This is a genomic window from Sporosarcina sp. SAFN-015 (assembly GCF_051966875.1).
In the GTDB taxonomy this organism is placed as follows: Bacteria; Bacillota; Bacilli; order Bacillales_A; family Planococcaceae; genus Sporosarcina.
The window spans coordinates 317,909-342,965 of sequence record NZ_JBQCKP010000004.1; the positions used below are offsets into that span (position 1 = coordinate 317,909).

General features: G+C 44.2%; 22 protein-coding genes. 1 reads left to right on the plus strand and 21 read right to left on the minus strand.

Annotated elements, in window-relative coordinates; translation table 11 throughout:
• Positions 1 to 26: 26 nt before the first annotated feature.
• The 6 genes from ACTHPA_RS09640 to ACTHPA_RS09665 form a co-directional block, all read right to left on the minus strand.
• Entirely contained in the window at positions 27 to 1,163 is a 1,137-nt protein-coding gene (locus ACTHPA_RS09640; protein ID WP_440499977.1) for a M20 family metallopeptidase, read from the minus strand.
• Positions 1,132 to 2,190, minus strand: a complete 1,059-nt coding sequence (locus tag ACTHPA_RS09645) for an ABC transporter ATP-binding protein (protein ID WP_440499978.1) — start codon at positions 2,188 to 2,190, stop codon at positions 1,132 to 1,134. Before ACTHPA_RS09645 ends, ACTHPA_RS09640 begins: the two co-directional genes overlap by 32 nt.
• Position 2,191: 1 nt before the next feature.
• A complete protein-coding gene (locus ACTHPA_RS09650; protein ID WP_440499979.1) occupies positions 2,192 to 3,181 on the minus strand; it encodes an ABC transporter ATP-binding protein in 990 nt (329 codons plus the stop codon).
• Between the two features lie 14 nt (positions 3,182 to 3,195).
• Positions 3,196 to 4,122, minus strand: a complete 927-nt coding sequence (locus ACTHPA_RS09655) for an ABC transporter permease (protein ID WP_440499980.1) — start codon at positions 4,120 to 4,122, stop codon at positions 3,196 to 3,198.
• A gap of 13 nt (positions 4,123 to 4,135) precedes the next feature.
• Positions 4,136 to 5,053 (minus strand): ABC transporter permease, encoded by a 918-nt coding sequence (locus tag ACTHPA_RS09660; RefSeq protein ID WP_440499981.1) that lies wholly within the window; start codon positions 5,051 to 5,053, stop codon positions 4,136 to 4,138.
• Positions 5,054 to 5,142: 89 nt separating this feature from the next.
• Positions 5,143 to 6,714 (minus strand): ABC transporter substrate-binding protein, encoded by a 1,572-nt coding sequence (locus ACTHPA_RS09665; RefSeq protein ID WP_440499982.1) that lies wholly within the window; start codon positions 6,712 to 6,714, stop codon positions 5,143 to 5,145.
• A 229-nt stretch (positions 6,715 to 6,943) separates the two neighbouring features.
• Between ACTHPA_RS09665 and ACTHPA_RS09670 the strand changes: the two genes are divergently transcribed.
• Positions 6,944 to 8,179, plus strand: coding sequence for a cytochrome P450 (locus ACTHPA_RS09670; RefSeq protein ID WP_440499983.1), 1,236 nt, complete (start codon positions 6,944 to 6,946; stop codon positions 8,177 to 8,179).
• Between the two features lie 47 nt (positions 8,180 to 8,226).
• Here the strand turns inward: ACTHPA_RS09670 and ACTHPA_RS09675 are convergent, their stop codons facing one another.
• From ACTHPA_RS09675 to ACTHPA_RS09745, 15 genes are all read right to left on the minus strand, one after another.
• On the minus strand, positions 8,227 to 8,880 hold the full coding sequence (locus ACTHPA_RS09675) for a Tad domain-containing protein (protein ID WP_440499984.1): 654 nt from the start codon (positions 8,878 to 8,880) through the stop codon (positions 8,227 to 8,229).
• Positions 8,877 to 9,278: a TadE/TadG family type IV pilus assembly protein gene (locus ACTHPA_RS09680; RefSeq protein WP_440499985.1), complete on the minus strand. Its 402-nt coding sequence runs from the start codon at positions 9,276 to 9,278 to the stop codon at positions 8,877 to 8,879. Before ACTHPA_RS09680 ends, ACTHPA_RS09675 begins: the two co-directional genes overlap by 4 nt.
• A gap of 8 nt (positions 9,279 to 9,286) precedes the next feature.
• Positions 9,287 to 9,694 carry a hypothetical protein gene (locus tag ACTHPA_RS09685; RefSeq protein ID WP_440499986.1) on the minus strand — a complete coding sequence of 136 codons (408 nt, stop codon included), beginning with the start codon at positions 9,692 to 9,694 and terminating at the stop codon, positions 9,287 to 9,289.
• Entirely contained in the window at positions 9,682 to 10,350 is a 669-nt protein-coding gene (locus ACTHPA_RS09690; protein WP_440499987.1) for a hypothetical protein, read from the minus strand. Before ACTHPA_RS09690 ends, ACTHPA_RS09685 begins: the two co-directional genes overlap by 13 nt.
• Entirely contained in the window at positions 10,347 to 10,694 is a 348-nt protein-coding gene (locus ACTHPA_RS09695; protein WP_440499988.1) for a hypothetical protein, read from the minus strand. Before ACTHPA_RS09695 ends, ACTHPA_RS09690 begins: the two co-directional genes overlap by 4 nt.
• Complete coding sequence (locus tag ACTHPA_RS09700; RefSeq protein WP_440499989.1) at positions 10,691 to 11,284, minus strand: hypothetical protein; 594 nt, start codon at positions 11,282 to 11,284, stop codon at positions 10,691 to 10,693. The genes ACTHPA_RS09695 and ACTHPA_RS09700 overlap by 4 nt, the downstream gene beginning before the upstream one ends.
• 3 nt (positions 11,285 to 11,287) lie before the next feature.
• Positions 11,288 to 13,117, minus strand: a complete 1,830-nt coding sequence (locus ACTHPA_RS09705; RefSeq protein WP_440499990.1) for a hypothetical protein — start codon at positions 13,115 to 13,117, stop codon at positions 11,288 to 11,290.
• Positions 13,118 to 13,132: 15 nt separating this feature from the next.
• Positions 13,133 to 14,548: a vWA domain-containing protein gene (locus ACTHPA_RS09710; protein WP_440499991.1), complete on the minus strand. Its 1,416-nt coding sequence runs from the start codon at positions 14,546 to 14,548 to the stop codon at positions 13,133 to 13,135.
• A gap of 28 nt (positions 14,549 to 14,576) precedes the next feature.
• Positions 14,577 to 14,789: a hypothetical protein gene (locus tag ACTHPA_RS09715; protein ID WP_440499992.1), complete on the minus strand. Its 213-nt coding sequence runs from the start codon at positions 14,787 to 14,789 to the stop codon at positions 14,577 to 14,579.
• A 30-nt stretch (positions 14,790 to 14,819) separates the two neighbouring features.
• Positions 14,820 to 15,752, minus strand: coding sequence for a type II secretion system F family protein (locus tag ACTHPA_RS09720; protein ID WP_440499993.1), 933 nt, complete (start codon positions 15,750 to 15,752; stop codon positions 14,820 to 14,822).
• A gap of 4 nt (positions 15,753 to 15,756) precedes the next feature.
• Positions 15,757 to 16,683: a type II secretion system F family protein gene (locus ACTHPA_RS09725; protein ID WP_440499994.1), complete on the minus strand. Its 927-nt coding sequence runs from the start codon at positions 16,681 to 16,683 to the stop codon at positions 15,757 to 15,759.
• On the minus strand, positions 16,677 to 18,029 hold the full coding sequence (locus tag ACTHPA_RS09730) for a CpaF family protein (RefSeq protein ID WP_440499995.1): 1,353 nt from the start codon (positions 18,027 to 18,029) through the stop codon (positions 16,677 to 16,679). Before ACTHPA_RS09730 ends, ACTHPA_RS09725 begins: the two co-directional genes overlap by 7 nt.
• Before the next feature lie 13 nt (positions 18,030 to 18,042).
• Positions 18,043 to 19,203, minus strand: a complete 1,161-nt coding sequence (locus ACTHPA_RS09735) for an AAA family ATPase (protein WP_440499996.1) — start codon at positions 19,201 to 19,203, stop codon at positions 18,043 to 18,045.
• Between the two features lie 33 nt (positions 19,204 to 19,236).
• Complete coding sequence (locus ACTHPA_RS09740) at positions 19,237 to 20,034, minus strand: flp pilus assembly protein CpaB (RefSeq protein WP_440499997.1); 798 nt, start codon at positions 20,032 to 20,034, stop codon at positions 19,237 to 19,239.
• 483 nt (positions 20,035 to 20,517) lie between these two features.
• Positions 20,518 to 25,047, minus strand: coding sequence for an endonuclease (locus tag ACTHPA_RS09745; RefSeq protein ID WP_440499998.1), 4,530 nt, complete (start codon positions 25,045 to 25,047; stop codon positions 20,518 to 20,520).
• Positions 25,048 to 25,057: the final 10 nt, after the last annotated feature.

Consider the following 25,057-nt stretch of genomic DNA (forward strand, 5'->3'; position numbering starts at 1 on the left):
TTGATTGTCGGGAACCTCTTTTTTCATTATTTATTTGCAAGTTTACGAATCACTTCTGCTAGTAAGTTCGTTCTTTCTACTAGGGTAGGAATTTCTAAATACTCATCTACACTATGTGCGTTTCCGCCAACAGGACCTAAACCGTCTATCGTTGAAACTCCCATTGCTGAAGTGAAAGAGGCATCTGATCCTCCGCCTGTTGCAACATCAGTTATTGTGATTCCTAACTCGTCACCCGTCTCCTTAATAAGTTCAAGGAACTGAATCGTTTGCTCGTTTTTCACCATTGGAGGGCGATTAATGCCGCCTTCCAGCTTGATTGTCGTGCCAGCAACATCCGATGATGCACATATCTCCCTTACCTTTCGATCAATCACTTCCGCTTGTTCCGCATATGTGATTCGCACATCCACATGGGCAGCTGCTGACGGAGCAATCGTATTGACTGACTCCCCTCCTTCAATTAAACCGACGCTTACACTAATCCCTTCTTCGTGATTAGTCAATGCGTGTAATTTGATGATTTTGTGGGCAAGCTCTTCAATTGCACTAATGCCATTTTGCGGTTCAATGCCTGAGTGTGCGCCTTTTCCAGTCACATAAACGGAATAACGACCTGCTCCACGACGTGCGGTTACGAGTGAACCATCCTTCCTTGCCGGCTCCATAATTAGTGCGTATTTTTTCCCCTCTGCATATTTCTCAATGATTGGTCTTGATGTATGCGAGCCGATTTCTTCATCACCATTTAAGACAATTTGTACCTTTTCAAGAGCACCTTGGTTATTTTTCTTCAGTGCCTTAAGTGCATATAGAAGTGATACTTGGCTCGCTTTCATATCAATAACACCAGGTCCATACGCTCGGTCTCCTTCGATCGTAAACGGCCTTTCACTCGCTGTCCCGTTCCGGAAAACTGTATCCATATGTGCAACAGCTAGCATTGTTGGGCTTTCGCTGCCTTGATACGTAATCACCATGTTATTCCCGTTTTCAGCCTCTTCAATGACCTCGACAGCAAAACCTAATTCTTCATAAGCCTCTTTTAATATTCCACCCACTTTATCAATTCCTGTTTTGTGATTTGAGCCGGAATCGATATTGACAAGCTTCTCTAATAGTGAAAGCATCTCAGTTTGTTTCGTTTGCAAAAATTCCTTCATGATTTCCCATCCCTTCTTCCCCCGTCTGTACAGTAGAGGCATCCGTGTTCAACGGGAAATGGCAAGCCGCGAAATGTCCGGCTTCCAATTCCATCAGTTCCGGTTCAACTAATTCACATTTTTTCTCCGCATAGGGACATCTTGTCCGAAACCTGCAGCCTGCCGGGATATCCACATTACTTGGGATATCTCCTTCAAGAATCACCCTTTCCCGATCCCTAATGTAAGGATCAGGAAGCGGCACTGCAGAAACAAGGCTAACCGTGTAGGGATGCATTGGTTTAGTAAAGAGTTGTGCTTTCGTAGTAATTTCTACTATTTTCCCTAAATACATGACGGCAATCCGATCGCTTATATATTTAACTGCAGGCAAGCCGTGGGCAATAAAAATAAATGTTAACTTATATTCCTTTTGCAGTTTAATCAAAAGATTTAAAATCTGTGCTTGTATAGAGACGTCCAAAGCGGAGACTGGTTCATCACAAATAATTAATTTAGGGCGCAATGCAATCGCACGAGCAATTCCAATACGTTGCCGTTGCCCGCCGCTGAATTCATGCGGAAACCGTTTTCCATACGTCCTGTCGAGCCCCACAGCATCCATCAGCCTAAAAACTTCTTCGCGGATTTCATTTCTCTTCATGTTCGTGTGAGTTTTTAACGGTTCTCCGATAATATCTACGACCCTCATACGCGGGTTCAATGAAGAAAACGGATCTTGGAAGATCATTTGTATGTCGGCACGTGATTTCCGAACCTCTTCTTTCGAAAGGCTGTCCATATCTTTTCCGTTGAAGATGATTTTGCCTTCCGTCTTTTCGAGCAAATTGATCAGTAAATTTCCGGTTGTTGACTTTCCACAGCCCGACTCGCCGACGATTCCTAACGTTTCACCCTCAACGACGGTAAAATCGATTCCATCAACAGCTTTCAGCAGCTTCTTTTTGCCGAAGCCCTCCGATAGCTCAAAATGCTTTTTCAATCCTTCGACTGTCAATAAAGGCGGATGTTCTATGCTCGTCATCATATTAAATAGCATCCTCCTTTTCCTCATACAACCAGCATCTAACTTTATGCTCATAAGCGACTTCTTTCAATACCGGCTCCTTTAATGAACATAAGTCGGTCGCAAACGGACAACGCGGATGAAACTTGCATCCTTTCGGCATATTTGACGGTGTCGGGACCGTTCCAGTAATGGAGGCAAGAACCTCTTCTGTTTCATGAAATTTCGGAGTACTATTGAGCAGACCTTTTGTGTAAGGATGTTTTGGATTGCTGAATAATGTATAAACGTCTGTATGCTCTACAACTTGGCCTGCATACATAACAACGACTTTATCCGCCATTTCGGCGACAACGCCAAGATCATGTGTGATCAAGAGGATAGCCGTACTGTTTTCTTTTGCCAGTTTCTTCATTAGCTCCAATATTTGTGCTTGAATCGTTACATCCAATGCTGTTGTCGGTTCATCCGCAATTAATAATTTCGGATTGCATGATAGAGCCATAGCAATCATGACGCGTTGCCTCATACCGCCACTTAATACGTGTGGAAAAGAATTGAAAACTTTCTCCGCACGTGGGATACCGACATGGCGAAGCATTTCAATGCTTTTCACTTTTGCTGTTTTTTTGTCTACTTTCTGGTGCAATTTAATAGACTCGGATAATTGGTTCCCTATAGTGAATAAAGGATTTAAAGAAGAAAGGGGTTCTTGGAATATCATAGCTATCTCATTGCCTCTCAACTTTCGATACTCTTTTTTTCCGAGTGTCGTTAAATTTTTGCCTTCAAAAAGAATGCTCCCTTTCTCCACTTTTCCAGGTGAATCAATCAATCCCATAATGGAAAGCGAAGTGACACTCTTACCCGATCCGGACTCACCTACGATAGCAAGCGTTTCACCTTCCCTTACTTCAAAAGACACCCCATTTACAGAAGGTATGACACCATGCTCTGTCCTGAAATAGGTATGTAGATTATCCACATCCAATATTGCTGTTCCTGTCTTCATCTCACTGCACCTCCTTAACCTCTGCTTTGCGAACGTGGATCCAACACGTCTCGGAGCCAATCGCCTAAGAAAATAATTCCTAAAACAGTAATTGTAATGGCAACCCCAGGGAACGTTGCCAACCACCAGCTTGTCGCAAGATAGTCACGCCCATCGCTTAAGATCCCTCCCCATGAAACGGTTGGAGGTTGAACGCCTAGTCCTAGGAAACTCAAAGAAGCTTCTAATATAATTGTTGTCGCTACACTCAATGTCGATATGACAATAAATGAGGATATGACGTTTGGAAGCACATGACGACTAATAATCTTGACGTTGCGCACTCCAATTGAACGTGCTGCCCTTACAAATTCCCTTTCCTTTATGGAAAGCGTTTCTCCCCTCACAATCCTGGCGTATGCGACCCAGTTCGTCACTCCGAGAACGATGATGAGTGTCGGTACGCTCGGTCCGAAGACTGCCAAGAAAACCAATGCGAACAAAATATTGGGAATGGATAGGAAGGAATCCACAATTCTCATGAGGATTGTATCCAACCAGCCGCCATAATACCCTGATGCTAGGCCAACGACGATACCGATGATTCCCGCAAGGATAACCGATGCAATGCCTACGAGCAAGGAGACCCTCGATCCGTAGATGATTCTGCTTAATATATCCCGGCCGAGATTATCTGTGCCTAGAAGATGTGCCTTTTCTCCACCCTCCAACCAGGACGGGGGCTTTAACATTTTGGCGGGATTAATGGCAGCAGGATCATGCGGAGCCAAGAAATTAGCGAATGTCGCCACTAAACATACAAACAAGACAATAATAAAACCTACTGTTCCTGTCTTGCTTTTTAAGAGCAGTTTCGTCCACCGGACAAGTATATTCTCCTTTTTGCTTTTTAGTACACCGGCATGGCTTTCCGCAGCATGTGATTGTAGATTTGCAGACATTTGAAAACCCTCCTTAACTGTACTTGATCCGCGGATCCAAAATTCGATAGACAACATCTGCTAATAGATTCATAAAGATAACTAGTATAGCGATAATGAAAACGCTCGCCTGCACGATTGCCATGTCTCTCGTATTTACAGCCTGAATGAGGAGCTGGCCAAGACCTGGCCAAGAAAATACCGTCTCGGTAATTAATGCCCCACCAACTAGTGTTGACGTTTGCAAGGCAGTAATCGTGACTACTGGAATGAGAGAGTTTCTGAAAGCATGTTTATAGACAACAAAGAAATCGCGAAGCCCTTTACTTTTTGCGGTTCTTACATAATCCTGGCTTAAGATTTCCACCATGCTAGATCGGATAAGTCTCGTCATTTCTGCTGCAATCCCAGTTCCAAGTGTGATTGCGGGCAGTATCAAATGCGCGATTGTTCCTCTACCCGATACGGGAAACCATCCAAGAGTGACAGAGAACAACAATATAAGCATGATTCCAAGCCAAAAGTTTGGCATTGCTTTACCAATTACAGCACCACCCGTAGCAAGTAGATCCAACGAAGAGTTTTTCTTTGTTGCAGACCATATGCCAAGTGGAATTGCTATGATGATAGCAATAATCATAGAAGCCGCCGCCAATTCCAATGTGGCTGGCAATCGTTCAAGTACTAACGGTAAAGCATCCGTATTGTATCTGAATGATTTTCCGAAATCCCCTTGAACTAGACCTAACATATACTTGCCATATTGGACGATAAACGGCTGATCAAGCCCTAACGCTATCGTCAATTGTTCAATGTCCTCCTGACTCGCATCCTCTGGAAGCATTAAGGCCACAGGATTTCCCGCTACGAAAACAAGCGAAAAGACAATGAATGAGATGATCAGCAGAACGGGTATGAATTCAAGAATCCGTTTCAGAAGAAATTTAATCATAGTGGCCTCCTTTATTCGATTACATGACGTGTCGCCATAATAAAATACATGGGCCAGGAAATTTTCTCCCCGGCCCAGGCAATCAGGTTTTATTTCCGTTTGATTTTCGGAACGTAAATCATTTCATCCTGAGTAGGATTGAATTCAATTCGGTCGCTCACCCCAGTGTTAATTGTTTCTTGGTAAAGCTGGACATGTGGCACATCCTCTGCCGCGATTTCCTCAATTTTTTGGATTTGTGCTTCACGTTCATCAGGATTCATATTTGTTGCCGATGCGTTTAGCAATTCCTCAATTTCATCGTTCTTATAATCAGTTTCTCCTTCGAAACGTTCTGCACGATACCAGTCAACTGAATAGGCACCATCGAACATGGAGTTGCCTAAACCAAGAAGATATGCATCTTTATTCTTCTTAGCGGTTCGCATTTCAACGAAATTGCTCCATTCCATGAATTCGATGTTAACTTTAATGCCTGCTTGTGAAAGCATGCCAGCAATCATTTCAGTTACTTCGGCATCTTGCAAATAACGCCCGCGAGGCGAATGCAAAGTCATTTCAAAACCGTCCGGATAGCCCGCTTCTGCAAGAAGCGATTTCGCTTTATCGAGGTCATAATTATAGGTGTCATATAATTTAGGGTTATGTCCGAAGTTTCCAGGGCCAACCCGTGTTCGCGTCGGAATTCCGCCTCCCTTCAATGCATGCTCAGCAAGCGAACCATCATCGATGGCATAATCAATCGCCTGACGAACTCGGACATCAGCAGTCGGATAGCCCTCTGTCGCACGTAGAATCAACATAATCGTACGGTTCGAAGTTTGTTTCTTCATTGACGTACCGTCATTTTTATCTACACGATCCCAATCACTAGGTGGAACGTTGACAGCGATGTCGACTCCTCCTGTCAATAGCTCGGAAACCCTTGTAGAGTTTTCTGGAATGACGCGGAAGACAACCTCGTCCCACTCATCTTCTTTTCCTTCGTAATAATCTTCAAAAGGAACCATTACGATCCGGTCGTCCCGAATCCACTCTTTGAATTTATATGGACCTGTTCCAACTGGATTAGAAAGGAAGTGATCCCAGCCATTTTCCTCAATATAATTCTTTGGAAGCATTCCAGAGCCTAATCTTGATAATCTATGGAACAAAGATGGCTCAGGAGCATGCGTCACAACATTGAAAGTTAATTCATCTACAATATCGACTTGTTTAATTTGCTTATAGTTCGGATATTCCTTCAATGTATCGTCTGTTGCAACACGCTCAAGAGTGAATTTGACGTCTTCAGAAGTGAGCGGATCACCATTATGAAATTTCACGCCCTCCTTCAATTTCATTTGTACCGTCAATTCATCCAACTGTTCAAATGTATCCACCAATTCCGGTTGGATGACGTTGTTATCATCCCTCTTGAAAAGATAGTTGAACATATTGTCGTGAACTGCTTCTGTCGATGTATTGTTATGATTGTGGATATCAAAACTTACAATATCCGACCCCATTGCAATCGTTAACGTACGATTATCATCGCTCTTTCCTGCGGATGAATCTCCGCTTCCACCGTCGGTCGAACTTTCTCCCCCACCACTGCACGCAGCTAAAAGTAGCATCATTACAAGCGTGCCTGCGAAAAATAGTAGATTTCTTTTTTTCATCCTCTGCCCCCCTAGTAAACTATTAATTCACTTTTTCGTGAATAATTATTAACAATCTTAAATGAAGTTACATCGAAACACAATATGTTTTTAGAATATAAAAATGAGTTTGATGAATTAATCATTTCTGACTAGTATTTAAGCATCAATACATTGTTTTCAATGTTAACAACTCATAAAACAGGGAATATTTACATCATCACAGTGTGAATAGGAGTTGGAAATTTGAATGTCAATACCTATAGACAAAGGCCTTGATCATACTTTCGATTTACTGACGGAAGGGTATCATTTTATGCGGAATCGTTTTGATGAACTTGGAAGCGATATTTTTGAGACGAGATTGATGGGGAAAAAGATGATTTGTATGACAGGTCCGGATGCAGTGGAATTAATGTATGATGCTTCGCGGTTCCAACGGTCAGGTGCTGTTCCGAAGCGGATACAGAAATCGTTGTTCGGGGAAGGCGGTGTGCAGACGCTCGATGGAACGGCGCATCAAGTTCGGAAATTGATGTTTTTATCGCTTATGACGGACAATGCAATAAAGCGAGTGCATGAATTGACGCTCGAGCAATGGAGATCACGTACAAGGCAGTGGAGAAACGGGCAGAATATCGTTTTATTCGATGAAGCCGAGGAGGTCCTCTGTAAGGTCGCTTGTTTATGGGCGGGTGTTCCGCTGAAAGAGTCGGAAGTGTCACAAAGAGCCTATGACTTAGGAGCAATGATTGACGCATTTGGTGGAGTCGGACCAAGATATCGGGAAGGGCGGAATGCACGGAAACGGACTGAAGACTGGATCCGTTCACTAATTGAGGAGTTTCGTTCGGGGGCAGTCACCGGTGCCAATGACGCGCTAGAAGTTATTGCTACTCACCGTGACGAGAATGGGCAGTTGCTGGATGCGCAAATTGCAGCGGTCGAATTGATCAGTGTCCTGCGTCCAATCGTGGCGGTTGCCCGGTTCATTGTATTCGAAGCACTCGCTCTGCATGAATATCCACAATTCCGTGAAAGGTTGAATGGAGCAGATGATAATTATTTTGAGGCGTTTGCTCAGGAAGTTCGACGCTACTACCCTTTTACACCTTTTCTAGGTGCGATGGTCCGCCATGATTTTGAATGGAAAGGATGCCAATTCTCGAAAGGCGATACGGTGCTTGTCGATATGTACGGAACAAATCACGATCCGAAGAGTTGGAAGAATCCTGAGGTGTTCAGGCCAGAGCGCTTTTTCGAGGAGAAAGTGACACTTTATAACTTTGTTCCGCAAGGCGGTGGAGATCCTGCGCGGGGACACCGTTGTCCAGGCGAGGATATAACCGTCGCGATTATGAAAGCAAGTCTTTCATTTCTTGTAAATGAACTTGATTATACAGTCGTTGAAGACCAGGATTTGTCAATCGATCTTGTCCGCATGCCGACACTTCCGGCAAGTCGCATGGTTATTAAAATTAACTAGCAAATTAAAAAAGATGAGGGAAAATGTAATGTTTTCCTTCATCTTTTTCATCCACCGGTCGATACACCTTGTAAAAACTTTAATGACGGGCCATAACCTTTTTGAGGTACTTCATCTGTCATCTTTTTGATGTATTGCTCGGTACTGTCTGTAATCGATTCATATGTTACGTCTGCTTCCACTTCTACACGGAAGTCAGTTGTGAAGGTAACTACAATCCGATCCTCGTTGCCGCCGTTTTTCTCAACTACGTCGCGTACCGTCTGTTTGAACTTTCCATGGACTCCACCTACATGAATATCCATCTTGGATTTTAACAGACCATATGCGGCCATCCTTGGCGTCAGAATATCATTCATAGCATTGATATATGCAATATCCTTTGCCAGCCCATTATTCTGATACTCTTCTGCCTTTTCGTCAACAAGAACACCAATAGATTTTCCATCGTCTACTTCTAATTGCAATTTCACATCCTCAGCATCGAACTGCAAGTCAAATTCCTCTATCGCATCCTTCGCGGCGTTCACCAATACAGATGTTCCGGCAAGTGCAGCCAATTGTGTAGCATTTGCCGCCTGTTGCTTCACGGCATAAACTTTCGCAATGTTCAAGACGATGACGCAGATGGCGATCGATACGACCATGATCCAAAGCATATAAACTAGTCCGTTGCCCCGTTCATTATTCAAATGCTTCATTCGAGCATCACCTTGCCTGCAGCTTTGGAGTCAATCGCAACAGACATTGTCGTCTTCCACTTTTCAGGGATGAACACTAGAGGATGCTTCGCTGAAATTTTCAAGTCGAAAAGGCCGTTCCCACCGGAAGAGACAGTGACAGTCGCATTTGTAAGCAAGCTGCTATTGCCGATCGATTCGTTTACAGCTTCCCTCGCTTTGATCTCACTGCCCGTCAATGCATACACTTGCGCCCCATCATTCGCAGCGGATTTCAAACTGAGCACCGCATAACCCGAAGCGACGACTTGCCAAAGCAATAGGAAAAACAGGAAATAAAAAGGGAGAATGCCTATGAACTCGATGCTCATCGATCCTCTTTCATTGCGGATGGATTTGAATTTTTTCAGCGTAAACACCCCTTCAATCACTCATATCTGTTGATTTTGTATTGCAAATACCAGATGTGAAATAAAATCAAAAGCACACGGTTGAAAATCTCTTCCCCGGCTTTCTCTTCAATCGCCTCTGCAACACGAAACACAGAATAATATGTAATGCCAAGTCCGATGAATGTGATGATAATATTGAATGTATCCATAAAATCAACACCCATCTCAGTCAGGAATGCGCCTCCGATGACAAAATAGAATGCGAGAAACGCATACATGACAAACAGGAATTTTAACCAGTTGTAATTCAGTTGCACTTTTCCAAGTTGGCTGATCGAATCTCTCCTTGAAATGAACCAATACGGCAAATATACGCCCATTGTCACATTTGTCAACAAAACAGCAATCGCAGTATTTGTCTTTTTAAATGTCAGTTCGCCCATTCTTCTTCCACCTCTTCAGTCATGCTTAGTAGTTTTTCAGATAAAGAGAATACTACAAAAGGAAAAACCACTAATGAAAACACCAGCCTTGTTACGTTGAATGCAACATAATTCATTTCCAAGAAAGAAGTGATATAAAGTACGCCAAACCATAATAATGTAGTAAAACATGACCAAATGATGATTTGAATCCATACTTGCGCAAAATTGTTTAGGTAAAATTCAATGGATGTCTTTATCCAATTGTGTAATGAAGTATCGTGCTGATACATGAAAGGCAATATGAACAACAGCGGGGCAATTACAAACCCCGGAATATAAAATGCGAAAATACCACCATACACCAAAGCAGAAATTAAAATGCCTACTACTAAAATCGGTCCAATCGACCAAACAAAGCTTTTCACCATTTCCTTAAATTCCATTTCTTCATCCACACTTACTTTTTTATATAGTAAGTACAATGGATGTACGAAAATAGCAAATAGCAGGATATTCAACAATAGGTTAACGAGGCTTTCCCTTCCGCCCCAATCGACAGATAACAAGGTTAAGCTATAATTGGAGAAAACCAGCCAAACCGGAACCATCACCAAAATACCGTACCCGATAATCTTTAGTAGCTGTTCATTGTAATAAAATGCAGCCTCTCTCAACTATGAGCCCTCCTTGCTTCTACCTTCCTAAAAACGAACACACTCGCTATTGCAATTGCAGTCGCATTCACAAAACTAAACAGCGCAATATCCGGTTCAAACAACATTGGAAGGCCATAAAAGAATTGAGAAAACAGGGTATTAAAAACAACTAATGCGCATGCCAACATATAAGCAGAAAAGTATGGAAAATGAAATGACCTAGTCAAATACCCTAATAATCCGTATGAAAAAATCATGACAACCGTCGAATGAACCAAAAAGTTCGGAATAGCGAGAACCATAATGAAGCTGAATACAATCATTGCCAATGTTACAATGCCGAGAACTTGTATATATTTCATTTTTCCAAATACCCTTCCTTTACATGGGACTTATAGGCAAGTGAGCTAAATAGAAACATGAGCCAACATGAAAACAGATAAATAATGGTAGAAAAATAAGGCATCATTGTAGTTGTACCAAAGTAATCGAATAAAATCCTGATTGCCGAAATATTACCCCCTACTCCAAGAATTGCAAGCACGAAAGGTATTGTATAAAAAGGGTAGGCGATCCACTTCACCTTGTCCGAATCAGGGTAAACGACTGGAATCTCTGATCGTTGATCAATACGTGCTACAAAGTACATGCCGACAAATACACCAATTAAAAGTAATTGAATTACAATATGATCCTGCAACACTCTGAGCAATGGGAATGCGAAAAAGAAGGTGAAAGCGTACAATTGATACGTGAGTGTCAATTTATACGCTTTCTCCCTATTGGTCGGGAATCGGAATGATAATAGTATTGGCATCGTTAGCAATATAACAAAAATCGCTATAGTCCATACTAGTGCATTGCTATCGTAATCTGGTATAAATATTACAATCGATGCCGCTAGTAGTGGAAGAAAGTATCCCATTATCATTGCCTTGAACGGATTTCCCATTCCCTATGACCCCCAACCGAACTTCTTAAACAAGCTTTTCCCCATATTTACTGCTCCGTCGAATACCTTCTTTGCACCTGCTTCGATTGCACCTGTAATCTTTTTGCCCGTATTCGTTTGGGTAAGTAATCCAAATGCAAGTCCCGCTCCGACCCCTACTACCGTACCTAGTCCTGGAACAACACTTCCAAACGCAGCTCCAGATAGAGCTGCAGCTCCTACACCGGCAGCAGCACTAACTGCTGTTGTAGCAGCCCCTACGATAACGTCCTTTGTTATACCAGCTGCCAAAGAGGTACCTGTCTTACCTTGAGAAAGATTGCTGGTGACACTTAATGCAACATTCAATATGCCATTGCCTTTCATAATTGTCTTCATTTTGAAGAAATCTTTGTTCGGCACCCAGTTGTTCTTAAAATATGATTTGACATCATTAACAATCTTTTTTGGTGATCCGATTTCCTTCATGAATCCACTTATGTGTTTCTTCTTGATCTCTTTACCATCCCGAGGCTTATATACTCCATCGTTATTACCGATGATGACGTCTTTCCTATTGTCAAATGAGTTAAGATAATCAGAGTACCGCTTATTCACCCATTTGCTAAAACGATTGTCGCCTTTTAGAATTTGGGCCTTTCCATTAACGCGATACAGATTTCGATTTCCCTTGTGCGTTTTCAAATCTGTAATCTTGAATCCTGCAATCATCGATAACGTACCATCTAAAGCTTTAAAAAAACTTTTTTGATAACTATTTAAAGACTTGGCATGCTCTGCAAGACTTTTTTCCTCGCTATCCGGAGGGGCATTTTCTCTAGTAGGACCTCCACCTGTCGAATTACCGGAAGTCCCGTCACCCGAACCAGTTGAACCGCCAGATGAATCTGTTCCGTCACCTGAACTGTCACCACTGTTCGGACCGTTGCCTTCAGTGGATCCATTTCCGTTCGGGCCATCTCCTCCTGTAGAACCGTCTCCACCATTCGGACCGTTACCACCAGTGGAACCGTCTCCGCCATTCAGGCCGTCGCCTCCGGTGGATCCATCTCCTCCATTCGGGCCGTCGCCTCCCGTCGAGCCTTCCCCGCCGTTTGGACCGTCGCCTCCAGTAGAACCGTCTCCGCCATTCGGACCGTCGCCTCCGTTAGAACCGTCTCCGTTATTCGGACCGTTACCACCATTTGGACCGTCGCCTCCGGTGGAGCCATCTCCTCCATTGGGACCATCACCGCTGTTCGGGCCATTGCCTCCTTCCGGACCGTTGCCGCCGGTTCCAGCGTTACCGCCGTTTGGACCATCGCCTCCGGAAGGACCATTACCGCCGTTTGGACCGTTCCCGCCAGTTATATTGTCACCAGAGTTGCCGGAGTTCCCTCCATTCGGGCCTTCACCGCCGCTCACCACTTCTCCGGTTGCAGGGGGTTTTCCGTTAAAGTTTGGAACTTGCCCGTCAGTCGGCGTCTGTCCTCCCGAAATGTTATCTCCTGCTTTTAGGAATTCACCGTATTCTGTACCGTTCAATGTACTAGGAATCAAAAATAATCCATTGTTCTGTGCGGTTATAGGAACGATGATCGTCCCAGAAGTTAGAGTAAAGTTGCCCTCAAATGAGTTGCCATATTTGTAGACCTCTCCAGGGGCCATGAATTCGCCGACTGTCATAGGCTGAACACCCGTGATTGGCTCGCCCCCGGTAATCGGTTCTGTAATATCAATTGCTTTTCCAGCTTTCAACCAGTCTGCCATTGCTATTCCAGGCAATACTGTCCATGACAAGATGATTGTCAGCATGAATATGGCGTAGAATCTCCTTATCCGTCTACTATTCAAGTTCATCCTCCTTTCTTAATCAGGAGAGTTTTGTAAATACTTTTCTTCGAGTGCTTGAATCGCTTTGCTGTATTCCATTTCATTCATCTGCTTTAAATCGGCTTTAAGAGCATCGTATTGTGATTCAATCCAATCATGGTATTCCGAGTTTTTTGAACGGAGATAATCATGACTTTCACGGGACATGATTTTCTTCGTCTGATAGAAATATTGCAGTGTGAAGCCGACTTGAGATCTCTCGTCTAAACTTTTTCTGTATTCATCCACGTCATAACCAGATATCTCCAATCCTTTTTTCAGCTTCTGATGTTCCAGACTGGTTGTCTCCTTCTTTTTCCACGCTGCCCACTGATTTGCTATTTCGTTCGCTTGATCCAACTCTTTTTGAAGGGAAGCAGCATCTTGAACGTCTTGATATGTCCCTTCAACCGCATTGGCAACCTCTTTCAATTGGCGTTGTCCATCATGATCGACATTGAATCCAATAACATTGATAATTGGCGTGATTTCGGAATCATATAGAGCTTTCGCAGCCGCAACCGGATCATCATCGCACGTCGATATGCCGTCACTGACGAGATAAACGATATTCGTGTTATTTTCTCCGTTGAAATTAGCTAAGTCCTTCTGTGCTTCTGTTATGGCAAGCTCAGTCGGCGTCCAACCTGCCGGCTTCACTTGATCGAGAGATTGTTTGAATGCACTTTTTTCATAAGGTTGTAGTTGGTAGAGCAAGTCGCTGCTCGAGCAGGACATCGCCTTGTCGGCAGAGCTTCCAGTCCCTTTGTGTCCATAAACACGAAGACCGACATTCGCTTCCTTCGGCAGATTTTCGACGAATTGGACGATTGCCTTTTTCGCCGCTTCCATTTGTGTTTGGCCACCGATATTTTTCCCCATGCTGCCAGAACCATCTAAAATGACGAGAACATTCATATTTTCCTTGAATTGCATTCGCGGATTCTCAATATCCGGGCTGCCAATCGACTGGAATTTCAATTTTGCGATCAGCTCATCAGGACCTTTGTAATCTTGTTGGAAGACTGCGAGCAATTCATTGTAATAATGATCCAATTCATTTTGGGAACGCTCTCCTGAAATGTCAGGCAAATGCTCCGTCAACTCATCAATTTTCTTTTGTCCCTCTTCATCGAGGATAGAGATAAATTCCGTGTATCCAGCAGGCAATGCCTCAAGTTCCGCCAATGATTGGGGCAGAGGAGCCGCAGCCACTTCTTCAACTGCATCTTCCTCGGATACCTTATCATCTTCGGCATTTCCTTCGCTCTCTCCGTTGTCATCGATTTTGTCTGACGTTGTTGGCTCATCTGCGACAACTTTTTCATTTTCCTTCTTATTATCACTGCATGCTGCTAACACTAAAAGGAGCATGAGCATGAGGATGAATGCAACATATCTTTTTCTATTCATGACTACTCCTTATCCCTTGCGATTCGTATTAATCTCCACCTACCATACCGTCAATTTTTGTAACGATCTTCGTTACCAATTTACCGATACTCTCCTTCTCACCACTCAATGCAGTCGATAGAATACCTAACACCAAAATTAGCAAAGCCGCAATCCCTAACCATTCAAGCGACTGCGCTCCTCTTTCGTTTTTTACCGGAAACATCATTTTTGTCCAAGCCATCATCAATTTTTCTTTCATTTTCAATTCTCTCCTTGAAATAAATGTATTTTAGTTGAATAACTCAAAAATCCCTTTGTTCTGATTGAATATATTTATAATCATCAAGCCTCCGATAAGGACGAGGGCAGAAGGCAGTACGAGGAAAGTAGTCACTAACGTCACTTTCGGCGAAGCTTTAGCCGCCTTCTCCTTGATCATCTCTTTTTTCAGTTTCCTCATCTCTTCGGCTTGTTGTTTAAACGTGTCCGCAATCGGAACACCTAGGCGCTCCCCTTGCATTAAGGATTTGATTAGTATCTGAAATTCCTTGCTGTCATTCCGCTCAAGCAATGATTTATAAGCCTCTGCCCGTGGAACACCGACACTCAATTCTTGGATGAAGCGACCAAATTCCTCTTTGACCGGCCCTTCGAAATAATGAACGATGTCGCGAAGCGCCTGATCCATCCCAACCCCCGCTTGTAACGTGACACTCATCGTATCGAGGAAGTCAGGAAGCTGGTATGAAATCTCCTCTTGCCTTTTATTCGCCTTCGATCGGAGCCAAAAGACAGTCCCTACAAAACCCGCAATCGGCATAAGAATTAGCATAAATTGGGACATCGGAAATCCGAGGATGAATAAAATGCCTCCCATGAAAAATCCTGCAATCAGCATGAAAATCTTCAACCCTTGGAAACGTGCGACAGTCAATCCATACGGATATCCTGCTTGAATGAGCAGCTTTTTTACCTCTTCGTTTTCACTGAAGAAATTGATACGTTGCCCGAGATCGGAAAAGTCATCAGCAAACTTAAATAATTTCTCCAATATTTTTTCTTTACGTGATTTCTTTTTACGGATCCATGTTTCGATGTAGACTGACTCGGTAATTTCTTCACGTAAACTACGTTTTGCATTCAAATATACATAGTAAGCTCGTAACGAGATTCCGATTGTTGCTATAACTAAAAAAGTAAATAATGCAATTACGCCATCCATTCATTCACACCCTGATATTCGTAATTTTCCTGACGATGACAAATGTCAGGACCGTCCCGAAGAGGAAGAACGTCAATAGGATCAATCCGATTCCTGAAAATAATGGATCAAGGAAACCTTCAATAATATTGTTCATCATAAGCACTAGGAAGATCGGGATAATCGGAACGAGTGTAGATACATATCGTTGCTCCGCGGTCATCGTCTTCACTTCTTGCTTTAAAAGCTTCCGTTCATCCAACGTTTGGCTCATTTCCTCAAGCACTGCGGACAAGTTGCCTCCCGCTTTTTTTTGGATAAGCATCGTAGCTGCGAACAGTTGGAATTCCTTATGGTCAATCCGTCTTTCCATCGTTCTAAGCGCTACAGGGAATTCAATGCCTAACGATAATTCATGGGCCATCCGTTTGAACTCTCTTTTTGCCGGCTCATTGATTTCCTGCGTGACCAGTTGAATTCCCTGATTCAATGTCATCCCTGACCGGGTTGAATTTGCGAGTATTCTGCATATTTCGGGCAACTGGTCAATGAGCATCTGTTTCTTCTTGTTTTTTCGTAGTAGGAATAGAAGCCGTCGTGCCCCTTCAATAAGCAGCATTCCAATAACCAGGGCTGGCAATAAATCCAGGTTGAATAAGTTGACTAGCATGAAGACGATTCCCATGTACCCGACAATAAGAGCACCAAAGAACTCGGATGGGGTGAATGGAATGTTGGCGTCCGCGAGTTTCGGCTCCAATTCCTTCGCAGTCTCTGTCTCATCAAATTTCGTACCGATTAAGATAATGACACTTTTTCGCTTTTCACCATCCAAATAAAACTGTTCGACTTCCTTCCGCCACTCTCTTTTCGACTTTCGGTAATCCAGCAAGAAATAGACTGCAATCAGGAATATGAAGACAGTCGCAGCGGCAACGAATGCTGCTACCATGTCGCAACCTCCTCTTTCACTCTGAAGTCCGACTTATCCATATGGATGCCGAAAATCTTGAGGCGATCAAGGCAAGCAGGAATTTCGCCGGTTGCTGTGAAGTGTCCAAGGACTGTCCCGTCTTCCAGCATGCCGGTCCGCTTAAATTTAAAGATTTCAACAATCCGAAACGTGCCATCGTCTTCATTTTTCTGCACTTCCGAAATCGAGATGATTTTACGGGTACCGTCTGTTAAGCGAGTCGCCTGGATGATGATATCAAGCGCTCCGACGATGTATTCACGAATGACAGTCGATGGGAGATCCATTCCTGCCATGATGACCATGGACTCAACACGTCGCATCGCATCTGCAGGGGAGTTAGCATGCACTGTTGTCAAGGACCCTTCATGTCCCGTATTCATTGCCTGAAGCATATCGAACGCTTCCCCGCTTCGGACCTCTCCGACGATGATTCGGTCTGGACGCATCCGCAGAGCGTTCCGTACGAGATTACGAATCGTTACTTCTCCACGGCCTTCCACGTTCGCTGGCCGCGCTTCCATCCCAACGACATTCGGCCGGTCGAGGCGTAGCTCGGCGGAGTCTTCAATTGTGATGACCCGTTCGCCATGCGGAATAGCTGTAGCGACGACGTTCAATAATGTCGTCTTCCCTGAGCCCGTACCTCCGGAAATAAGGGTGTTCATCTTTCCTTTCACGACACCTTGCAGGAACTTTGCCATCGTTTCATTCAATGAATCGAACCTGAGCAGATCCTCCATTTGGAAAGGTTCTTCCCGGAATTTCCGGATTGAGACTAATGTTCCTGATAGGCTGACTGGCGCAATGACGGCGTTAACACGGCTGCCGTCGGGCAATCTGGCGTCAACCATCGGGGAGCTTTCATCGACACGCCTTCCTAATGGGGCAACAATCCGATCGACGATATGCCTGACGTGTTCATCGTCTCTGAATGCGACATCCACCATTTCAAGGCGACCCGCTCTTTCGATATACACCTCATCGAATCCGTTGATAAGGATTTCCGTTATCGTTGGATCTTTGATGAGCGGCTCCAGCGGCCCATATCCGACCGCTTCGTCGAGAATTCTTGTAATCAACAGATCTTTATCATTCCGTGAGATGATCACTTTCTCTTCGGACATGAAATGGGAGACATATTGCTCGATTCGTAGACGCATTTCCCCTGATGACAATTGGGTTAGCGCCTCCAGATTCGTATCTCTCAGCAATCTCGCTTTGTAATGGTCGACCAATTCATCGACTAGATGATTTTCATACTTGTAATTCGTTGAACTCTGTTTTGCCAACTTCTCTTTGCGCCGTTCGAATAAAGAGCTCATCCTTCACCACCTCCTACTGCTTTGCGACTTGACGGGCGAATTTCCGAATATCTTTTGCAAACGGGATCAGTTTTCTTTCCTTAGCTTGCTTCCGTATTGGCTGCCCCTGATTAATGAATGATTGAAGACCTTTTGTATCCTGCCTGATCGAAGCGATAATTGGGTAGCGCAATACATTTTTTAAATCCTTCTGTTTCACTTCGTAGTTCTTCGATAATTTATTCAGAGCGATTTCCATCCTGCTCGTAAGGACGAGCCCAAGTCTTTCGGACAGCTCCTCGTACTGCTTCATAATTTTCAATGAAGGGGTGTCCGGAGTAAGAACATAATAGATCTTATCCGACTCCTCCATCGCTGTTACGACTAGTCCATTGATGGTGGAAGGCAAATCGACAACAACATAATCGAATGATCTCCTGCACGTTCTAAGCAGTCTTGCGATGAATTCCTCATCTAGCGTTTCCAATATTTCTGCATCACACGGACTGATCAGCACTTCCATTTTTGAATGCTCCTGCGTTTGAGAGACGTTTCTAATATGGCTTTCATTCAACTCTTCAATAACCGGTTGCAAGTCTGCAAGTGAACGGTTTGATTCAATGGAGAGCAACGTTTCCACGCCACCGAATTGCCCGTTCAAATCGATGAGTATCACTTCTGCAGATGACTCGAGTTTCATCGTCTGGGCAAATGAAGCGGCAAGTAATGAACAACCGCTTCCGCCTTTCCCGCTATAAAACGAAATGATCTTCCCTCTACCGCGACCGAAAGTCGGTGTAGCCGACTCTTCGTTCTTTGTTTGTTTAGTGGCATAGCTTTTGACGATATTCGGGAATCTGCTTGAGAAGAGGCCTGCCTCTTCAGGAAAGACGAAGAATTCATCAGCACCAGCCCTCGTCATGTTGCGAAGTAAGCCGAAGTCGGATTCATTCGCTATGAACAGGATGAGTGCATTCGGATTGATGATCTTCAGCATTTGAACAACTTCGACGGATGTATCGGTATCCGTTTGGCCAAAAACGACGATATGCGCCATTTCCCGGTTCATTTCCCTCACTGCTTCGTTCGAACGTACACCAATGACTTGCTCCGACTTTGTCTCGGCAATGGTCTTTAACTGCGACATGAGTGCATCCTCATCGGAGACGATCATAATATTCAACTTATTTTCCAACTGCCTCACCCTTCGATAAGTGACTGTTCACCTTTATTCTCCTGAATCTTCCGTCTTCTGTTTTGTTGCTTGCTCCGTTTTATCAGTAGTACCTTCTTTATTCTCTGGTTCTTTCGCTGCCGAACCTTCCGTCTCTTCTTCAGGCTTCTCTTTCGGTTCTTCCTTCACTTCCGATTTTCCGTCACCTTCAGAAGTCTCTATTTCGTCTCCAAATGACGAAGCCTGTCCGACGTTTGCCTTCAACACACGGATATGTTCTGCGTAATTTTGCATATGTATTAAACTTGGTGCCTCATCAGCCGTCACTTCTACTGCGATGCCGGAGAAGCTGTCATTCGTCCCTTGCGCATATGCGACTAACACGTCTTTCATGAAGACCTCTGTCTTTTTCTTCCCATTGTTATTTGTCGATACGATGATATCGACGCGGTCCAAAGCCGTCAGCACTTGATCGAACTGGATCTTATCCGTCCGATACATCGTGACGAGGCGATTATTGGCATCCTGCAGATTAGAAACTGGTTTGATCATGTTTTTTGTAATGATATCCCCTGGATTCAATGGAACGATTGATACTTGATGTTCGAATTCATCTGCGGAAAGAATATGGCTGTCCGTTACGAACTTATTGGGGATATCCATTTTCGTCACTTGTGAAGCTTCAATCGGTGAACGGGAAGGAATCGACCCTTTCGCAATATAAATCGATGTCATGCCCCCTAACTCCGCATTCAATTCTTTGACCTTTTCCAGCACGAGATAACCTGTCACAGCAGCTAATATGAAGGCCAATATCAAAAATATAGCTGCACGCCTCTTTGCCTCTAACATCCCAATCCCTCTTTCATCCTACCGAAATCCAGAAACCTTCCGTCTTTCATCCGATTGGCAGATTCCTATGTTCATAATTAATATCATTGTGAAGAATGTATGTCAAAACAGTGACGGATGCACTCGAATTCCACTAAGACAATAGTCATTGGACCAAAGGGAAATTGTAACTTTGAAAGATTTACCAAAAGGCTTTCACTTTTAATCCTACAATGGAAAATAAGGTCGAATAGCATAATTTTCGATACGTTTCGCAACTAATGAATCATTTTCCATAATTTGAAAATCTAGAATTTAAGATAACTTATTTCAAGACTATTGTAATGCTGGCTAAATTGCTTTTTTTGTATGCTAGAAGGATTCTTATCGTTATTTTTGTATAGGAATGTAGCTATATGTGTTGGAAATTTAAATGAAATAGTAAAGTACTTTTAGAGGGACAAAAAAGGACCAGAGTATATTTCACCCCTGGTCCACTCTTTATTATGATGCTTTTTTCAGATTGCTAGAACCGGCAGTTTGCCAGATTGACTGCACCCATTCAGGATGATCGATGAAAGGATTCCGGTTGCCTTGAATTTGCTCGATCACATTGTTTCTGTTCATTTCAAATGCATCTACCGGATCCATTTCATGCCATTCCAATAGTACGGAAAGTTTTCCATGATATGGATTGCTGCCATTGTTGAGCAGTTCATTCAACTCCAAATCAACACGGTCGCCCGCTTCGTAACGGGTTGCCATATAGAACAGCATCCTCGCTACATCACCTTTTACACGATCCGGTGGTTCCCATGAATTGGCGGTTTTGAAACACCCATCACAGCCCTTCACCGAGCTGCCGCCATAGTCGAAATCCAAGTTGCCGCGTGCACTGTTCACTTGGACGTCGGTCGGACGCAAATGGTGGATATCCGTTCCAGGCCCTTTGCTTGTGCCGAAGTCGCCGTGCGATTTAGCCCATACATGCTCCCGATTCCAGTCGCCTACATTTCCGCCATTCCGATCTTTGGAGCGGGGTTCACCTGAATAGAACAGAATAACGTTATTCGGGTTGTTAGGATCTTTATCCGTCTCCTTCAACGCTTCCCATACTTCTGCATAGGATAGCTGGCGGTGATCGGAAATGATATCGTGAAGAGCCGCCTTCAATTCCTGCCCTTCTTTGCCAATTGCATTTTTGTAATAGCCATCCGCAGGCACTTCCACTTTTGTGACAGTGACTGAGAAGCTTGCCGTTACGGATTTATCCCCATCTTTCGCCGTCACTCCGACGATGTGCGTTCCTTCCTCCAATTGCAAAGTCAAGATGTTCGTATTTAAATCGATTGTCCCTTTCGTCGCGGAAAATGTCAGCTTGTCGCCGTCCGGGTCAGTGAAATATTCAGAGAGAGCGATTGAAATCGCCTCGCCGACTTTTGCTTGCTTGTTCGGAATCGGTTTCGTAATAATAGGCGCGTTGTTCACTGCCGGCACATTAATTCTCTTGCCTTTCGAGTTGTAAAAAATGATGTCAGATTGGTTTGCACCTTTGACAAAATCGATTTTCTTAATATTTTCAGCACCTCGAATTTCGAGAGGATGTGTGCCTTCTACGATGACATGGCCCATTTCCGTCCCTTTCATGTCAACGATCAAGCCTTTTTTCTTTGGCTGCAAAATGACGGTATTCGTTTTGAACCCTTCACCCGTCAGTTCGGCATAGTCCCCTTTCAAGTACATGCCGTCCTTCAATGATGATTGCGCGTCCATATAAACAGAGACACTCGGCTCCGCAATCATAATTTGCTTTTTATGTTCATTGATGAGATTGTATACTTTTTTAATTGGAACAGGCTCCCAAACGACTGGAGCTTCGAAGCCGATTTGCACCATGACAGGATCATGATCACTTGCACGTCCCGCCATGTCCGTAAAGTCTGCGTTAATGTGTAAAATGTCGATTTCTGTTTGATCAACCAAATTATTCGACACTAAAATATGGTCGAGTACTTGAGAGTTTCCTTGATAAACGTACGAATAGCGGTCAGCCGGTTCGACGTGGTTGATCATATTCGTCATTAAGCTTCCTTCGTGGATTTTCAATGCATCCGCGAATTGGTAGTCATTGAAATCTCCGAGGGAGACGATATTCGCTTCCGGATTATCTGTTTTAATTTCAGTAATGAAATCATAAACAAGCTGTGCAATCTGTTTCCGCTGCACTTCGCTTCCATAGACCGGCGGCTGAATGGATCCGAATAAAGGAGTATCTCCTGATTTGGAATTCCAATGGTTCACGATTGTGATGACCGACTCGCCTTGGAAATCAAATTGTGCAGCGAGCGGCTTCCGGCTGCTGTTGAACGCTGGATCATTCGGAGCGATACGCCCAGGATTAAGTGTCAACTTGCCGTCCTCATAGTGAGCCGCTGTCGTTGCATTCCCGCTCGGATTGCCTTCTGTCAACGAAACGCGTGCAGGATTGTATAGGAAGCCGACGCGGATATTGGCGTTTGGCTGTCCGCCATCCTCGTTGTTTACCGGGTCGATATTGACATATTCATACTGGACACCACCCGCATCGACAATCGCTTGAATGAGGCGTTCATAGCTTTCATTCGCACGGGAATCGCCTGCGTCCGGTCCATTATTATCCTGTACTTCGGTTACGCCGATAATGTCAGGATTTTGCATGTCCTGTACAAATGCTCTAGCTAATTTCTTCGCTTTGTCATTTGATGTCGTTTTTGTATTGTTCGAGAAGTTCTCCAAGTTGTAGGAGGCAATCGTCAGCTTGTCAGCATCTTTCACAATCGTCGTCTTCTCCGGAATAGCTGCACCTTTCGAATGCGCTTGCTGCATGTCACTCAAAGAAGTGTAGATTTTGTAGTTTTGGAATGAATAGCCGACTACTCCTGTAATCGGTCCTTCGAATCGGTCTCCTGTTGCAACTTCGAAATCACGTGCCGGCCCGTTTGGCTCGAGTCTGAATTGCACCCTCTCAGCATTTTGATCATTTTCCTTGTAAAGGAGGCCGCCATGTATTGTTTCTGTTGCGGTATTTTCAAATACCGTTACAAGGTCGCCATGTTCTTGAGGCGCTACCGCTTTCACGTTGCCGACTTGTACGAGCATCGCTTCACGGCTTTCCCAGAAATCAGCGGCATATGTTGTCGGATCAAATTCAGTCAACTGATGGCTGGCAATTTTCTCTTGTGGCAAATTCTCTTCATTGATAATGAATGGAGTTGGAAGCGGGACATTGCGCTCGATAATCCGCACCTTGCCTCCACGGTCGTCACGGACGTTGATCTGTGTCGTTTTCAAGTCCGTTTCCTGGCGGTCCGCATATCCATCGATTGCATATTCGCTCACTGATCCAGTGACGGAAACTAAATCTCCTATCGCTAGATTCCAAGCATCCCTGCCACTATACAATACGATCGCTTCGGACGTATTTAAATCGCCGTCTCGCTTATCATCGGGAGTTTGGATGTGATAATATGTCGAGCCGTTCAGCTCATATTTGTACGTGACAATCCCTTCGATACCTTCAACAACTTGCCCGTCAAATGGAGATGTATGTCCTTCTCCTTGTATATCATGGATTTGCAGGCTTTCCGTAATGGTATACGTGAAAGTCGATACGTCGCCAAAACGCCCATCATCCGTTTTCACGACTGCCTTCACTGTCGTGTCTTCATGGATATCAATCGGCGAAGAATATGTTACCCCGTTTTCGATCGGATTCGTTCCATCCAATGTGTACAAAATTTTTGCGCCAGGCATAGATGTCGTCAAGGAAACCTTCACACCACCTACGAACGTTCCGCTAGCTGGATTCGCATTGACGGGTTGGATGACCGAGCTGTCTACGATAATATCCAACGTCGAACGCGGTATAATCTGATAATCATTGTCGAACTGCTGGACGATTCCAGTGATTGAATCATAAGCTGTCCCGACAGTGAGTCCTAGTGACGCCGTCTCATCACGAACGATGAATTCACCCGTTCCATCTGTCGCTGTAAAATTTGCCCAGCCGCTGCCAGCTTGTTCATCCGATAGTATGGCGTTATTTACAGTGACAAGTTGCGATTCCGTAGCTTCACCGACTTCTGATCCAGTAATGATAATAGGTTCAGGAGTTCCGGTTCCTGCGGTAACATCAATAATCGTTGCGCCATCCAACTGCAGCAAGCCACGGTAATCGGCTAGCTTTCCCGTTAATGTGACTTCATCACCGACTTGCACATTCAAACTTGTCGGCCTGACAGCGATTCCACCTGTCTCATCCTGCACTGAAATCGTATTTTTCAATTTGGCCGCAACAGTTCCTTTGATTGTTACCGTTTCTCCAAGTGCCTTCGTGCGTGCATCTCCGATTGTTGAAATGTCATCGCCTGGCTCTTCAGGATCTCCCGGTTCGCCAGGTTCTGAACCGTCCATTTCATGAGCACCTAAATAATTGAATGTATCTTTCGGATAAGCCGTCCACTCATCACCGCTGCTAAATGCATCCCCAGGATTCGTATCTCCGCTCGTTATGGAAGCGTTCCGAATGAGTGTCACATCCGTTCCCCAGTTTGACCGCACCCCAACTTGACCGAATGAATCAATGGCCGTGCCGCCTTTTTTAAGAACGAGCGCATCATCTCCATTGAAATTAATGACGCTCGTGTTTTCAAAATTTCCTTTATCCTTTATTTCCGAAGCTGCATCACGATGGTATAAAACATACGTCTCCCCATCATTCAATGTACCTGACAATGCCAGTTTCGCAGTCGCCGCAGTTGCACCGTTCGCATACAGCTCCAGCGAATAACTGCTCAAATCAACAGCCTGTCCCGTTCCGTTATAAAGTTCAATCGCTTTGTTGAAACTGCTGCCTTCAACGTATTCAGAAATGATAAGATCCGTTGCCACCGACTCCGCATTAGCAACGGCAGGAATTGACGGCACAACAACCGTTGTAGCAAGTCCAGCCGCCAAAAAAGCATTTAAATGCTTCTTCCACCTTTTACTACGCATAAAACCATTC